Source organism: Pseudomonas oplopanacis (assembly GCF_057128725.1).
The window spans coordinates 180,875-194,337 of the sequence record NZ_JBSKHV010000012.1 but is presented as its reverse complement, the minus strand read 5'-3'; the positions used below and the strand labels follow the sequence as shown (position 1 = coordinate 194,337).

Below are 13,463 nucleotides of genomic sequence, written 5' to 3'. Positions count from 1 at the left end.
CAATGCAAGTAATGCGTGGCTGGGCGACTCGATACGCGCCATGGGTCGGCCTGGTAAGCATCCTTGGCACAGCGCAGGACGCGTTGGCCGGCGATTACGAAGGCTCACCCCAGGTGGCCGAATTCGTCGGTGAAATGACCCGCGATTACGGTTTCGCCGGTGAGCAGCTGATGGGCGTGTTCCGCGAAGCCGAGCGCAAGCAGTCGATTCTGGACGCCATCTCGAAACCCGCTGAACGGGTCAAGCAGTGGAACGAATACCGGCCGATGTTCATCACCGACGCGCGCATCGCCCGTGGTGTGGACTTCTGGCGTCAGCACGAAGCAGTACTGGCGCGTGCCGAGCAGGAATACGGTGTGCCGGCGCAGGTGATTGTCTCGATCATCGGCGTTGAAACCTTTTTCGGCCGCAATACCGGCAATTACCGGGTGATCGACGCGTTGTCGACCCTGGGTTTCGACTATCCTCCCCGTGCCGAGTTTTTCCGCAAGGAACTGCGTGAATTCTTGCTGCTGGCCCGGGAAGAGCAGGTCGATCCGTTGACCCTCAAGGGCTCCTACGCCGGTGCCATGGGCTTGCCGCAGTTCATGCCGAGCAGTTTTCGCGCGTACGCCGTGGATTTTGACGGCGACGGCCACATTAATATCTGGAACAACCCGGACGATGCCATTGGCAGCGTTGCCAGTTACTTCAAGCGTCACGGCTGGGTGGCCGGCGAACCGGTGGTCAGCCGCGCCGACGTTCGGGGTGATCAGGTGGACGACGGTTTGACCACGGGCATCGAGCCGGTTAAAACCGCAGGGGAGTTGCGGGCGCTGGGGTGGTCAAGTCATGATGCGCTGCGCGATGATATGCCGGTCACGGCTTTCCGCCTGGAAGGTGACAATGGCCCCGAGTACTGGATGGGCCTGAAGAACTTTTACGCGATCACGCGTTATAACCGCAGCGTGATGTACGCCATGGCCGTACATCAACTGTCTGAACAGCTGGTCCAAGCACGGGGCGTCAAGTAATGCGGGCATTGCCTATGAATAAACCCCTGAAGCTCATGGCTTTCGCCGCGTTGGCGGTGCTGCTTGCCAGTTGCTCGACCAGTCGCGCGCCGGCTCAGAAATCCCCGTCCACCGCCGTGCGTGCTACGCCGGGGCTGGACATCAACCGTGCCCACAAAGATGGCGCGCCGTGGTGGGATGTCGACGTATCGCGCATCCCGGACGCCACGCCGACCCTGCACAGCGGTCCTTACAAAGCCAACCCGTACACGGTGCTGGGCAAGACCTATTTCCCGCTGCAAGAATCCAAGACCTACGTCGCCTCGGGCACGGCGTCCTGGTATGGCACCAAGTTTCACGGCCAGAACACCGCCAATGGCGAGGTGTATGACCTGTACGGCATGAGTGCAGCACACAAGACATTGCCACTGCCAAGTTACGTTCGGGTGACCAACCTGGACAACAACAAGAGCGTGATCCTGCGGGTCAACGACCGTGGGCCGTTCTATTCGGACCGCATCATCGACTTGTCCTATGCCGCCGCCAAAAAACTCGGTTACGCCGAAATCGGCACCGCGCGGGTCAAGGTCGAGGGCATCGATCCGCAACAGTGGTGGGCGCAAAAAGGCCGTCCGGCGCCTTTGATGCTCAACGAGCCGCAAGTCGCGCAAAATAGCGCCCCGGTGATTACGGCCTCGGCCGGCACCGTCGAGCAATGGACGCCGCCACCGCAGCAACACGCCGCGGCCGTTGTGCCAGTTCAGCTTGATGCAAAAAAAAACGCTTCTGTGCCAGCCTCTGGCCAGTATCTGCAGGTGGGCGCGTTCGCCAACCCGGACGCTGCAGAACTCCTGAGATCGAAGCTCAGCGGGATGGTGAGCGCTCCGGTGTTCATCAGCTCGATAGTGCGCAACCAACAGACACTGCATCGGGTGCGCCTGGGGCCGATCGGTTCTCCGGGTGAAATCCAGCAAGTGCAGAACAGCGTGCGCATGGCCAACCTCGGCTCGCCGAGCGTGGTCACCGCCGAGTAATACGTAGTACTTGATTGACGGTTCGCTTGCGGTTTGGGGGGCGGACCTGGTTGTTGGCTCATGAGAACAAAAGCCCGGCAAGGGTTAAAGAGTGAACGACTGAACACGCGACAGCTCGTTAGAAAGCTGTCTGATTAGTTTTGCCCTTGGGCAGTTTCCATTAGCGATTTCGAGAGACGGATGAACATCACCACCTTTGCCAAACGCCTGTTCCTGTTAGTCCCGCTGCTCCTCTCGCCCGCGGCGTTCGCGGTCGAGGTGATGCCATCACCCCCACAACTGGCCGCCAAGGCCTATGTGCTAATGGACGCCAGCAGCGGCAACGTGCTGGTCGAGAACAATGGTGATCAGCGCCTGCCGCCGGCCAGCCTGACCAAGCTGATGACCGCGTACATCGCGACCCTGGAAATCCGTCGTGGCCAGATCGGCGAAAACGACCCGGTGACCGTCAGCGAAAACGCCTGGCGTACCGGTGGTTCGCGGATGTTCATCAAGGTTGGCTCGCAGGTCACTGTCAGCGACCTGCTGCACGGCATCATCATTCAGTCGGGTAACGACGCCAGTGTTGCGCTCTCCGAGCACATCGCCGGCAGCGAAGACGCTTTCGCCGACGTGATGAACAAAACCGTGGCCGACCTGGGCATGACCAACACCCACTTCATGAACCCGACCGGTCTGCCAAACCCTGAGCACTACTCGTCGGCTCACGACATGGCTGTGCTGGCTCGCGCGATCATCCACGAAGACCCGGCTCACTACGCGATCTACTCGCAGAAAGAGTTCTTCTGGAACGGCATCAAGCAACCTAACCGCAACCTGCTGCTGTGGCGCGACAAGACGGTCGACGGTCTGAAAACCGGTCACACCGACGAAGCCGGCTACTGCATGGTGTCTTCGGCTGTACGTGATGGCATGCGCCTGATCGCCGTGGTATTCGGTACCAACAGCGAAGTGGCGCGCGCCGCCGAAACCCAGAAACTGCTGACTTACGGTTTCCGTTTCTTCGAAACCCAGACCTTCTATCAGAAAGGCGCCGAGCTGGCTCAGGCCCCTGTCTGGAAAGGCGCGACCAATCAAGTCAAGGCCGGCCTGGCTGAAGACCTGACCATGACCCTGCCAAAAGGCCAGCTGAAAAAGCTCGCCGCCAGCATGACCATGAACCCGCAGCTGGTTGCGCCAATCGCCAAGGGCGACGTGATCGGTAAAGTGGAAGTGAAACTGGACGACAAAGTGGTGCACAGCGCCGATCTGATCGCCCTGGACGCTGTCGAGGAAGGTGGTATCTTCCGCCGCATGTGGGATAGCATCCGTCTATTCTTCTACAGCATCTTCAACTGAATACAGTGTGCACCTGCATGACTCCGCGCTGATCCGGCGCGGGGTCATGCCCGTCGCCACGGCTTACGCTTACGAGGCCGTTACGCCATGACCGATACCGAAGTAAAGGCGCCAAAGATCGAGTTCCCTGCCAATGATTACCCGGTTAAGGTGATCAGCGACACCGGCGTGGGGAATAAGGACACGATCATCGACATCGTCAGGAAACACGCAACAATCAATGAAGAGCGTGTAGACGAACGCCAAAGCAGCAACGGCAAATACACCACTATTCAGTTGCACATCGTTGCCACCGGCCAAGAACAGCTGTACGACATCAACAGCGAACTGCGGGCTACCGGCTTCGTGCACATGGTGTTGTGATGTCTGGCACGCTGGGCTTTCGTGAGCTCGGCCAGATGGCTTACGAGCCGGTCTGGCATGCCATGCAACGCTTCACCAACGAACGCGGCACCGAGGCCGCCGACGAGATCTGGCTGGTCGAGCACCCACCGGTGTTCACCCAGGGGCAGGCCGGCAAGGCCGAGCACTTGTTGTTGCCGGGGGATATTCCGGTGGTGCAGGTCGACCGAGGCGGGCAGGTGACTTATCACGGCCCTGGCCAACTGGTGGCTTATCTGCTGCTGGACGTACGCAAGCTGGGGTTTGGCGTACGTGACCTGGTCACCCGAATGGAACTGTGCCTGATCGAACTGCTGGCGAGTTACGGCGTTATTGCCGCCGCCAAGCCGGACGCACCGGGTGTCTACGTCGACGGGGCGAAAATCGCCTCCCTGGGTCTGCGGATCCGCCACGGTTGTTCCTTTCATGGCCTGGCCCTGAACGTGGACATGAACCTGGAACCGTTTCGACGGATTAATCCCTGCGGCTACGCCGGGCTGGCGATGACCCAGCTGAGCGATCACGCAGGACCGATTGAATTTGCCGAGGTAAGTGCCCGGCTGCGCGCGCAGCTCGTCAAACACCTCGACTATGCTGAGCAGACGACCCTAACGGGCGGAATCGATTGATATGACTACTGATGCAGTGCAAACCATGATCCCGACGCTCGATGTCACTGAGCGTCCGGCCCCGCGTGCCAAGGTTGAAGCCGGCGTCAAGCTGCGCGGCGCCGAGAAGGTTGCACGTATCCCGGTGAAGATCATTCCGACCACCGAACTGCCGAAGAAACCCGACTGGATTCGCGTACGCATCCCGGTTTCACCGGAAGTCGACCGCATCAAGGCCCTGCTGCGCAAACACAAGCTGCACAGCGTGTGCGAAGAAGCGTCCTGCCCGAACCTGGGCGAGTGCTTCTCCGGCGGCACCGCGACGTTCATGATCATGGGCGACATCTGCACCCGTCGCTGCCCGTTCTGTGACGTCGGCCACGGCCGTCCGAAACCACTGGACACCAACGAGCCGCAAAGCCTGGCCATCGCCATCGCCGACCTGAAACTCAAGTACGTGGTGATCACCTCGGTTGACCGCGATGACCTGCGTGACGGTGGTGCCCAGCACTTTGCCGACTGCATCCGCGAGATCCGCAAGCTGTCGCCGAACGTACAGCTCGAAACCCTGGTCCCGGATTACCGTGGCCGTATGGACGTAGCACTGGAAATCACCGCCGCCGAGCCGCCAGATGTGTTCAACCACAATCTGGAAACCGTGCCGCGCCTGTACAAGGCTGCGCGTCCGGGTTCGGATTACCAGTGGTCGCTGACCCTGTTGCAACGCTTCAAGCAGATGATGCCGCACATTCCAACCAAGTCCGGCCTGATGCTGGGCCTGGGCGAAACCGACGAAGAAGTCATCGAAGTCATGAAGCGCATGCGCGAACACGACATCGACATGCTGACCCTCGGCCAGTACCTGCAACCGTCCCGCAGCCACTTGCCAGTGCAGCGTTTCGTGCACCCGGACACCTTCGCCTGGTTCGCCGAGGAAGGTTACAAGATGGGCTTCAAGAACGTCGCGTCGGGCCCGCTGGTACGCTCCTCGTACCACGCCGACGAACAAGCGAAGCTGGTTAAAGCCGAGCTGATATCGTCCCTGTAATTTGGCGATGACTTAAAAGGCGCCCGCATGGCTTTTCAGGCTTTGCGGGCGTTTTTTTGCCTGGCCTACGCCAGCCAGTGTGTTTTCCTGCAACCTGCGGGCGACTGAGCCTCTTCTGTTTGTCCCCGTTCCTGACTACTGTGTGCTGAAGATTTTCGCGCAGGGAGATTCATGGATGACCGTTCGACCGACCCACACGCTGTATCCGCATACACCTGTTCCGGCCTTGCCGTCGGAAGGGTTGATCGGCGTGATTGCACCCGCCGGCCCTGCCGGACTGGACACTGAGAAGGCCATCGCCTGGATGCGCGCTCGCGGCTACGCGCTGCGGGTGTTTCCCGGGGTGTATGAGCAGGAGGGTTATCTGGCCGGCAGTGACGAGGTGCGGCTCAATGATCTGCACGCGGCGTTCGCGGATCCCGAGGTGGATGCGATCATTTGCCTGCGCGGTGGTTATGGCACGCCGCGTTTGCTCGACCGTATCGATTTCGAACTGCTGCAAAACAACGCCAAACCGTTCATCGGCTATAGCGATATCACGGCGCTGCATTTGGCGATCAGTCGTTATGCCGGATTCGTGACCTTCCATGGTCCGCTGCTCAATGCCGATTTGCTGGGCGACAAGCAGAAGCCTACCGAGTCTTCGTTTTTCAACATGCTCAGGGGTCAGGTGAAGGCCGGCAGCGTGCTTTCGCACCCGGTGGCCTGGCCGTTGACCACGATTGAGCCTGGCATCGCTCACGGGCGTTTACTGGGCGGTAACCTGTCGATGATTGCCGCGACCATGGGCACGCCTTACGAGCTGGAGGCCGAGGGCGTGATCCTGTTGATCGAGGACGTCAATGAGCCGCTGTATCGCATTGACCGGCTGCTGACCCATCTGCGGCTGGCGGGTGCGCTGGGCAAGCTGCGCGGGGTTCTGGTGGGGGATGTGGCGGGGGTTGATGCGGCCGCGCTGGAACGGTTGCTCAAACAGACCTTCGAGCCGTTGCGGATTCCGGTGCTGGCCGGGTGGCGCAGCGGGCATTGTGATCCGAACCTGACATTGCCGATGGGGGCTTTGGTTCGATTGGATGCGGGGAAGAAAGAATTGGTGTTGGAGCAGGATGTGGTGGTCAGGCGCTAGAGTTTCGTCGCCTGGCAGTCGGTCATCGTCGGAACGCCGCCCGGAGCAAGCTCGCTCCCACAGGTTTTGTGTCATTCACAGATCCAATGTGGGAGCGAGCCTGCTCGCGAAGCGTTTAGCGGTTCCGCAGTCCTTCCAGCAACTTGTGCGTCGGATACCCATCCGCCGGCCAGCCAAACGACTGCTGTGCACTGCGGATCGCTTTGCGCGTATTGGCGCCGATAATGCCGTCCGGGGTGCCCGCGTCGTAGTTCTGGGCGCTCAACAGGCTTTGCAGTTCCATGCGCTCGGTGCGGCTCAATGGCAAGTCATCTTTGGGCCAGGTGCCGCTGATCAGCCCCGCACCATTGAAACGTTCGGACAACAGACTCACCGCCAACGCATAGGACGACGAGTTGTTGTACTTGAGGATCGCGCGGAAGTTGTCGAGCACCAGGAATGCCGGACCACGGTAGCCGGCCGGCAGCAGCAGGGCCGCGGAGAGGTGTTCCGAGCCTGGCGGGACCCGAGCGCCAGCGGGCATCGAAACTCCCAGTTGCAACCATTCGGCGACACTTTTGCGAATCGTGCCATCGGCCAGGACGTAGTTGAAACTGCCCGGCAGTTGCACTTCAAAGCCCCACGGCTGGCCTTTCTGCCAGCCGGAGCTTTGCAGGTAGTGCGCGGTCGAGGCCAGGGCGTCGGCGGAGCTGTTCCATATGTCACGGCGACCGTCACCATCGAAGTCGACAGCGTGGGTGTTGTAAGTCGTCGGGATGAATTGGGTCTGGCCCATGGCGCCGGCCCAGGAACCGAGCATCTTCTCGGGGGTGATGTCGCCCTGTTGCAGGATTTGCAGGGCGGCGATCAGTTGATCGTGGGCAAAGCCCGGGCGCCGGCCTTCGTACGCCAGCGTCGCCAGCGAGTTGATGACCGACTTGCTGCCCTGGAACTGACCGAAGTTACTCTCCATGCCCCACACCGACACGAGTGCCTGGCGGTCGACGCCATAACGCTGTTCGATGCTTTGCAGGATGGCCGCGTTTTCGCTGAGCAGCGCCTGGCCTTTACGTACTCGCAGGGGAGAAAGGGCGCCGTCGAGGTATTCCCACACCGGACGGGAAAATTCCGGTTGGCTGCGATCGGCACGGATCACGCTCGGGTCGAAGCTGACATCGGCAAAGGCGCGGTCGAACAGATCGGCGCGGATACCGGCGGCCAGCGCGTCTTTGCGGAAACCCGCTTGCCATTCGGCGAACGTCTGGGCGGGCTGGATGTCGAGGTTTTCTCCGGCCGGCACCACGGGCGGAATGACCGCAGGGGCTGTCGCGACGGGAAGGGTTTGCAGCGGCTGGGCGTCGGCGGCGGTCGGTTTTTCCGCGCAGGCGACAAGCAAAATGAGGCTGGAGGCAGCGATCAGTTGGCGAACGGGCCAACGACGGGAAAGACTAAGGGGCATGCACAGGTCCAGAAGATACGAATCAGGTACAGACCTTAACATGTAGAAGGGGTGTTCTGCTTTACGCAGCCAGAAAGTAAGAAGCCTCCCAGCTATTAGACTGGAAGGCTTCGCGGCGGTAGCTGCCTTTGCCCTTGCCGGCTCGTTCCTGACGGCTGCGGAACAGTGGCTGGGCGATGATGGATTTGGCCTTGTTGGGGCCATGCTTCGATGGCTTTTTGCTCATGATGATTCTCGCGAGTGAGTGGGTTTTGCGGGGCAAATCATCGGCTGAAGTTGGGGTTATGTCTAGTCCCCACAGGTTGTAGGATTTTTGGGTATTGTCCTGGCTGAACGCTATCTTGTGGCGAGGGAGCTTGCTCCCGCTCGGGTGCGCAGCAGCCGCAGACCCGTTGAATACGTTCTACCTGAACAAGTTGGGTGACGGGTTTAGGGGACGCTTCGCGACCCAGCGGGAGCAAGCTCCCTCGCCACAAAGGCTGCGGGTTATTCGGCGGGTAATGTCAGGCGTTGACCGGCCATCAACAGTGACAATCGGCTGAGGCTCATCCACGGCGAACCTGCCGCCTGCCCCTTGATCTGCGCATCAATCCGCTGCGCTTCCAGCAACAACTGCGCCCAGCGTTGCGCCGAGTAACGTTGCAGGGCTTTGCTCATCAGGGGTTTGCGCTTGTCCCAGATCGGCGGTCGGGCCGAGCTGAAGGCTTTGTCCAGGGGCACGCCCTGGCTGTATTGCAGCGACAGGTTGGCCAGCAGGCGCAGTTCCCGGGCCAGCGCCCATAGAATAACCGGCGGTTCGACACCCTCGCCACGCAGCCCTTCGAGCATGCGCAGTGCGTGGGCCGCTTCGCCATTAAGGATGGCGTCGGTCAGGCCGAATACATCGAAACGTGCACTGTCGGCCACGGCGGCCTGGACGGTTTCGACGGTGATTTGCCCACCTTCGGCCATCAATTTGAGCTTTTCGATTTCCTGCGCGGCGGCGAGCAGGTTGCCCTCGACACGGGCTGCAATGAGTTCGACTGCGTCCTGGCTGGCCGACAATCCGGCCTGGGACAGACGCTGGCGGATCCAGCTGGGCAGCTGGTTGGCATCCACCGGCCAGATTTGCACGAACTGAGTGTGCTGACCTTCGACCAGCGCCTTGCCCCACTTGGTCTTCTGCGCACTGCCATCGAGCTTGGGCAAGCTGATCAGCAGTATCGTGTCTTCGGCCGGGCGCGAGCAGTATTCGATGAAGGCCGCAGCACCCTTGTCACCGGGTTTGCCGGAGGGCAGGCGCAGTTCCAGCAGGCGTTTTTCGGCGAACAACGACATGCTCGCACCGGCCTGCAACAACGTGCCCCAGTCGAAACTGGCGTCGGCGGCGAAGACCTGGCGTTCATCGAAGCCTTGTTGGCGAGCGGCGGCACGAATGGCATCCGCCGCTTCCTGACACAGCAATGGGTCATCGCCGCTGATGATGTAGACCGGCGCGAGGGCACCTTGCAGGTGTTTACCGAGTTGGGCGGGGGCAAGTTTCATAAGAGAGGGCCAACGGGGCGCCGGAGCGCCCCGAAAGTCTTACTGTTGCGGGATCTGGACAGGCGACTGGCGCGGAGTATTCGCTTCAGCCTTCTGTGCGGCTTCCAGCGCCTGGGCTTCGGCCTTGGCCTTGGCTTCGGCGGTCTGCTGCAGCTGGTCCAGTTGCGCCGGGGTAATCTGCTGCAGACGCAGCATCATGCGCTGAATCAGCTCGCGACGGGTATCTGCACGGGCAGTGCTGGCTTCCTGGTCGGAACCCACCAGGTTGTTGCCGTCGTGAATGAAGATCTTCTGCACTTCGAGCTTGTCGCTCATCAGTGGCAGGTCATGCACGCCACGAATGTCGTAGTTCAGAACGGTGGTGATCTGGTACTCGCCAGTATGGCCGCCGCCTGCGTAGCTGATGATGCGCTGGCTTTCCTGCTCATCGGTCAGCACCAGTTTGTAAGGTGCACCGGTGTAGACCTTGACGCCACTGCCTTCCAGCACCTGACGCATTTGCTTCACGGTGTCGCCGTAGGCGTTGCGGGCGCTCAGGTCGAGTTCCTTGATCGCCAGTTCAGTGGTGCCGGTGCCGCGCAGCTGGAAACCGCAGGCGCTCAACAGGACCGCAAGGCCCATCACCAGCAGATTGCGTTTGATCATTTTGTTGCTCCCCTTGAAACCATGTGGGCCGATCTTGCGGCCCGAAAGGTTTTACTCGGCGCCGGGCATGGCCCGGCGCCTGATCCAATTAGCTGGCGACGATGTTGACCAGTTTCCCGGGCACGACGATCACTTTGCGAATAGTCAGGCCGTCGACAAAGCGCAGCACGTTCTCGTTGATACGGGCCGCGGCTTCGACTTCTTCGCGCGTCGCGCTGGCCGGCATTTCGATCTGGCCGCGCAGCTTGCCGTTGACCTGGATGACCAGCGTCAGGCTGTCTTGCACCAACGCGTTTTCGTCCAGCACCGGCCAGGCGGCGTCGATTACCGGGCCAGCGTGACCCAGTTGATTCCACAGCTCATGGCTGATGTGCGGTGTGATTGGCGCCAGCAGCAGCGTCACGGTTTCCAGACCTTCCTGGACCAGTGCCCGATCCTGTTCGGTACCTTGCGGGGCTTTTTCCAGCACGTTCATCAGCGTCATCACCTGGGCGATGGCGGTGTTGAATTTGTGGTTCTGGCCGACGTCGTGGCTGGCCTGCTTGATGGCCTGGTGGATCGAACGGCGGATGACTTTCTGCTCATCGTTCAGGCCGGCGACGTCCAGTTTGCCCGGCAGGCCCTGAGTGACGTGGGCTTGAGCGAGGCGCCAGACGCGCTTGAGGAAACGGTGCGAACCTTCCACTCCGGAGTCGGACCATTCCGCGCTCATGTCGGGTGGCGAGGCGAACATCATGAACAGGCGGCAGGTGTCGGCGCCGAACTGGTCAATCATCGACTGTGGGTCAACGCCGTTGTTTTTCGACTTGGCCATCTTCTCGGTGCCGCCGATTTCCACCGGCAGGCCATCCGCGATCAGCTTGGCGCTGATGACCTTGGCCTTGCTGTCGCGCTCGAGTTCGACGTCCGCCGGGTTGAACCAGGTGTAGGCGCCATTGGCTTCGCGACGATAGTAAGTCTCGGCGATCACCATGCCTTGGGTCAGCAGGTTCTTGAATGGCTCGTTGGAGCTCACCAGGCCTTCGTCGCGCATCAGCTTGTGGAAGAAGCGCGCGTAGAGCAGGTGAAGAATCGCGTGTTCGATGCCGCCGATGTACTGATCCACCGGCAACCAATGGTCGGCCGCGGATTTTTCCACCAGACCGCCTTCATAGTGCGGCGAGGCGTAACGGGCGTAGTACCACGAGGACTCGACAAAGGTGTCCATGGTGTCGGTTTCACGCTTGGCAGGCTGGCCACATTTAGGGCAGCTGCACTCGTAGAACTCGGGCATGCGCGCCAGTGGCGAACCGGCACCGTCGGGTACGACGTCTTCCGGCAGCACAACAGGCAACTGGTCTTCCGGCACCGGCACATCACCGCAGGTCGTGCAGTGGATGATCGGGATCGGGCAACCCCAATAGCGCTGGCGGCTGATGCCCCAGTCGCGCAGACGGAACTGGGTGCGCGAGGCGCCGAGGTTTTTCTTGATCAACGCGACTTCAATGGCGTCAAACGCGCCGGCAAAATCGAGGCCGTCGAACTCGCCGGAATTGATCAGCGTGCCGTGCTCGCCATACGCGTCCTGCCACGGAGCCGGGTTGGTGTCACCCGAGCTGGTGCGCACCACGGACTTGATCGGCAGGTTGTACTTGGTGGCGAACTCGAAATCACGTTCGTCGTGCGCCGGGACAGCCATTACCGCGCCATCGCCGTAATGCATCAGCACATAGTTGGCGACCCATACCGGAAGTTTTTCGCCGGTCAGTGGGTGCTCGACGAACAGCGAGGTCGGCAGGCCTTTCTTCTCCTGGGTGGCGACGTCGGCTTCAGCGACGCTGCCGCCCTTGCATTCAGCGATGAACGCCTGCAGCTCAGGACTGTTCTGCGCGGCCAGGGTGGCCAACGGGTGTTCAGCGGCCACGGCGACGTAAGTCGCTCCCATCAAAGTGTCCGGACGGGTAGTGAAGACTTTGAGCGCGCCGGCTTCGCCGATGGAGTCGACGTTGTACGGGAACTGCACTTCCATGCCGCGGGATTTGCCGATCCAGTTGCGCTGCATGGTCTTGACCTGTTCAGGCCAGCCAGTCAGCTCGTCAAGGCTCTCCAGCAGCTCATCCGCGTAAGCGGTGATCTTGAAGTAGTACATCGGAATTTCGCGCTTTTCGATCAGCGCGCCGGAACGCCAGCCGCGACCGTCGATCACCTGTTCGTTGGCCAGAACGGTCTGGTCGACCGGGTCCCAGTTCACGGTGCCGCTTTTCTTGTAGATCACACCTTTTTCGAACAGGCGAGTGAACAGCCATTGTTCCCAGCGGTAGTAATCAGGCTTGCAGGTGGTCACTTCGCGGGACCAGTCCACCGCCAAGCCCAGGCTGCGCAGCTGGGTTTTCATGTAGGCGATGTTTTCGTAGGTCCACTTCGCGGGCGCTACGTTGTTCTTCATCGCGGCGTTTTCCGCTGGCATGCCGAAGGCGTCCCAACCCATGGGTTGCAGAACGTTCTTGCCTTGCATGCGCTGGTAGCGGGAGATCACGTCGCCGATGGTGTAGTTGCGCACGTGCCCCATGTGTAGCTTGCCGCTGGGGTAAGGGAACATCGACAGGCAGTAGAAGGTCTCCTTGCCTGGCTGTTCACTGACTTCAAAGGACTTTTGCTCGTCCCAGAACGACTGGGCGGCGGCTTCGATTTCACGGGGCTGATATTGTTCGTGCATGGCTACTTTTGAACTGAATAGGGGTGGCCTAATCCTCTTCAATGCAACGCTGGACGGTGATCACGCCAAATCGGCGTTTCGGTGCCCAGACGAGCTGGAAGTGGAGTTACAGGAAGCGCCGTAGCATACATGACCGCACTCTACCGAGGGAAACCCTGATTACGCTCGCGCGTCTCGCAAAAACGGCTGCGAGGGCCGTTGGTCGCAGTGTTCAGCCGGTTTGTTCATGGAAGCTAAGCTCTAAATGGGGAGCGAGTCTTATCTTCAATGAGGTGAGGGATGGTTGAGTCACAGCAAAAAGCCACAAAACCGGAGCTGTACGAAAGACTGATCGATCGTCTGGGAATGGCCCTGGACGCTGCAAAAACTGCTGGCCGGCTGCGCGATGAGCGTCCCCTGGAGCTGGAACTGCGCGGCCTCAGCCCCGCAGAGTTTGAATTGGTCAAAGCCTATCTGGATCGCAGTGAACGTGAAACACAGGGATGCTTGTCAGCAGCAGTGAAGCAACTCGACGCACCACGTTCGGCCAAAATCATCTGGCTCAAGGACAAAGTACGAGGCAGGGACGCGGTAAAGGTCCGGTCTCTGCAATTCAAGTAAGGGCACTTGAGGTCATGGCCCGGCTTCTTTTTAA

13 protein-coding genes are annotated in these 13,463 nt (G+C 60.5%); 8 read left to right on the top strand and 5 right to left on the bottom strand.

The annotated features are described in order from the left end of the window. Positions 1 to 2 precede the first annotated feature (2 nt). From mltB to ACWKV5_RS22545, 7 genes are all read left to right on the top strand, one after another. Positions 3 to 1,013, top strand: coding sequence for a lytic murein transglycosylase B (gene mltB, locus ACWKV5_RS22575; protein ID WP_483843049.1), 1,011 nt, complete (start codon positions 3 to 5; stop codon positions 1,011 to 1,013). Then, on the top strand, positions 1,013 to 2,026 hold the full coding sequence (locus tag ACWKV5_RS22570; RefSeq protein WP_483843048.1) for a septal ring lytic transglycosylase RlpA family protein: 1,014 nt from the start codon (positions 1,013 to 1,015) through the stop codon (positions 2,024 to 2,026). The genes mltB and ACWKV5_RS22570 overlap by 1 nt, the downstream gene beginning before the upstream one ends. A gap of 180 nt (positions 2,027 to 2,206) precedes the next feature. Further along, positions 2,207 to 3,364: a D-alanyl-D-alanine carboxypeptidase family protein gene (locus tag ACWKV5_RS22565; RefSeq protein ID WP_027924295.1), complete on the top strand. Its 1,158-nt coding sequence runs from the start codon at positions 2,207 to 2,209 to the stop codon at positions 3,362 to 3,364. Between the two features lie 87 nt (positions 3,365 to 3,451). Further along, positions 3,452 to 3,727, top strand: a complete 276-nt coding sequence (locus ACWKV5_RS22560) for a DUF493 domain-containing protein (protein ID WP_483843047.1) — start codon at positions 3,452 to 3,454, stop codon at positions 3,725 to 3,727. After that, entirely contained in the window at positions 3,727 to 4,374 is a 648-nt protein-coding gene (lipB, locus tag ACWKV5_RS22555) for a lipoyl(octanoyl) transferase LipB (RefSeq protein WP_483843046.1), read from the top strand. Before ACWKV5_RS22560 ends, lipB begins: the two co-directional genes overlap by 1 nt. Before the next feature lies 1 nt (position 4,375). Then, positions 4,376 to 5,401 carry a lipoyl synthase gene (gene lipA, locus ACWKV5_RS22550; protein ID WP_483843045.1) on the top strand — a complete coding sequence of 342 codons (1,026 nt, stop codon included), beginning with the start codon at positions 4,376 to 4,378 and terminating at the stop codon, positions 5,399 to 5,401. 175 nt (positions 5,402 to 5,576) lie between these two features. Then, complete coding sequence (locus tag ACWKV5_RS22545; protein WP_483843044.1) at positions 5,577 to 6,527, top strand: S66 peptidase family protein; 951 nt, start codon at positions 5,577 to 5,579, stop codon at positions 6,525 to 6,527. Between the two features lie 115 nt (positions 6,528 to 6,642). Here the strand turns inward: ACWKV5_RS22545 and ACWKV5_RS22540 are convergent, their stop codons facing one another. From ACWKV5_RS22540 to leuS, 5 genes are all read right to left on the bottom strand, one after another. After that, positions 6,643 to 7,965 carry a lytic murein transglycosylase gene (locus tag ACWKV5_RS22540; RefSeq protein ID WP_483843043.1) on the bottom strand — a complete coding sequence of 441 codons (1,323 nt, stop codon included), beginning with the start codon at positions 7,963 to 7,965 and terminating at the stop codon, positions 6,643 to 6,645. Positions 7,966 to 8,026: 61 nt separating this feature from the next. Next, positions 8,027 to 8,191 (bottom strand): alternative ribosome rescue factor ArfA, encoded by a 165-nt coding sequence (arfA, locus tag ACWKV5_RS22535; protein WP_003176285.1) that lies wholly within the window; start codon positions 8,189 to 8,191, stop codon positions 8,027 to 8,029. Positions 8,192 to 8,451: 260 nt separating this feature from the next. Next, complete coding sequence (gene holA / locus ACWKV5_RS22530) at positions 8,452 to 9,489, bottom strand: DNA polymerase III subunit delta (protein WP_483843042.1); 1,038 nt, start codon at positions 9,487 to 9,489, stop codon at positions 8,452 to 8,454. A gap of 39 nt (positions 9,490 to 9,528) precedes the next feature. Next, on the bottom strand, positions 9,529 to 10,134 hold the full coding sequence (locus tag ACWKV5_RS22525; protein ID WP_483843041.1) for an LPS-assembly lipoprotein LptE: 606 nt from the start codon (positions 10,132 to 10,134) through the stop codon (positions 9,529 to 9,531). A gap of 88 nt (positions 10,135 to 10,222) precedes the next feature. Further along, positions 10,223 to 12,829, bottom strand: coding sequence for a leucine--tRNA ligase (leuS, locus tag ACWKV5_RS22520; protein WP_483843040.1), 2,607 nt, complete (start codon positions 12,827 to 12,829; stop codon positions 10,223 to 10,225). Positions 12,830 to 13,108: 279 nt separating this feature from the next. Here leuS and ACWKV5_RS22515 point away from each other — a divergent pair, with 279 nt between their 5' ends. Beyond that, entirely contained in the window at positions 13,109 to 13,429 is a 321-nt protein-coding gene (locus tag ACWKV5_RS22515; RefSeq protein ID WP_483843039.1) for a hypothetical protein, read from the top strand. The last annotated feature ends 34 nt before the right edge of the window (positions 13,430 to 13,463 follow it).

Bases quoted from the DNA above. Each gene is read 5' to 3' on its own strand.
- leuS (WP_483843040.1), bottom strand. From the start codon at position 12,829: ATGCACGAACAATATCAGCCCCGTGAAATCGAAGCCGCCGCCCAGTCG.
- ACWKV5_RS22525 (WP_483843041.1), bottom strand. From the start codon at position 10,134: ATGATCAAACGCAATCTGCTGGTGATGGGCCTTGCGGTCCTGTTGAGC.
- ACWKV5_RS22540 (WP_483843043.1), bottom strand. From the start codon at position 7,965: ATGCCCCTTAGTCTTTCCCGTCGTTGGCCCGTTCGCCAACTGATCGCT.
- ACWKV5_RS22545 (WP_483843044.1), top strand. From the start codon at position 5,577: ATGACCGTTCGACCGACCCACACGCTGTATCCGCATACACCTGTTCCG.
- ACWKV5_RS22515 (WP_483843039.1), top strand. From the start codon at position 13,109: ATGGTTGAGTCACAGCAAAAAGCCACAAAACCGGAGCTGTACGAAAGA.
- holA (WP_483843042.1), bottom strand. From the start codon at position 9,489: ATGAAACTTGCCCCCGCCCAACTCGGTAAACACCTGCAAGGTGCCCTC.
- ACWKV5_RS22565 (WP_027924295.1), top strand. From the start codon at position 2,207: ATGAACATCACCACCTTTGCCAAACGCCTGTTCCTGTTAGTCCCGCTG.
- ACWKV5_RS22570 (WP_483843048.1), top strand. From the start codon at position 1,013: ATGCGGGCATTGCCTATGAATAAACCCCTGAAGCTCATGGCTTTCGCC.
- mltB (WP_483843049.1), top strand. From the start codon at position 3: ATGCAAGTAATGCGTGGCTGGGCGACTCGATACGCGCCATGGGTCGGC.
- lipA (WP_483843045.1), top strand. From the start codon at position 4,376: ATGACTACTGATGCAGTGCAAACCATGATCCCGACGCTCGATGTCACT.
- arfA (WP_003176285.1), bottom strand. From the start codon at position 8,191: ATGAGCAAAAAGCCATCGAAGCATGGCCCCAACAAGGCCAAATCCATC.
- lipB (WP_483843046.1), top strand. From the start codon at position 3,727: ATGTCTGGCACGCTGGGCTTTCGTGAGCTCGGCCAGATGGCTTACGAG.
- ACWKV5_RS22560 (WP_483843047.1), top strand. From the start codon at position 3,452: ATGACCGATACCGAAGTAAAGGCGCCAAAGATCGAGTTCCCTGCCAAT.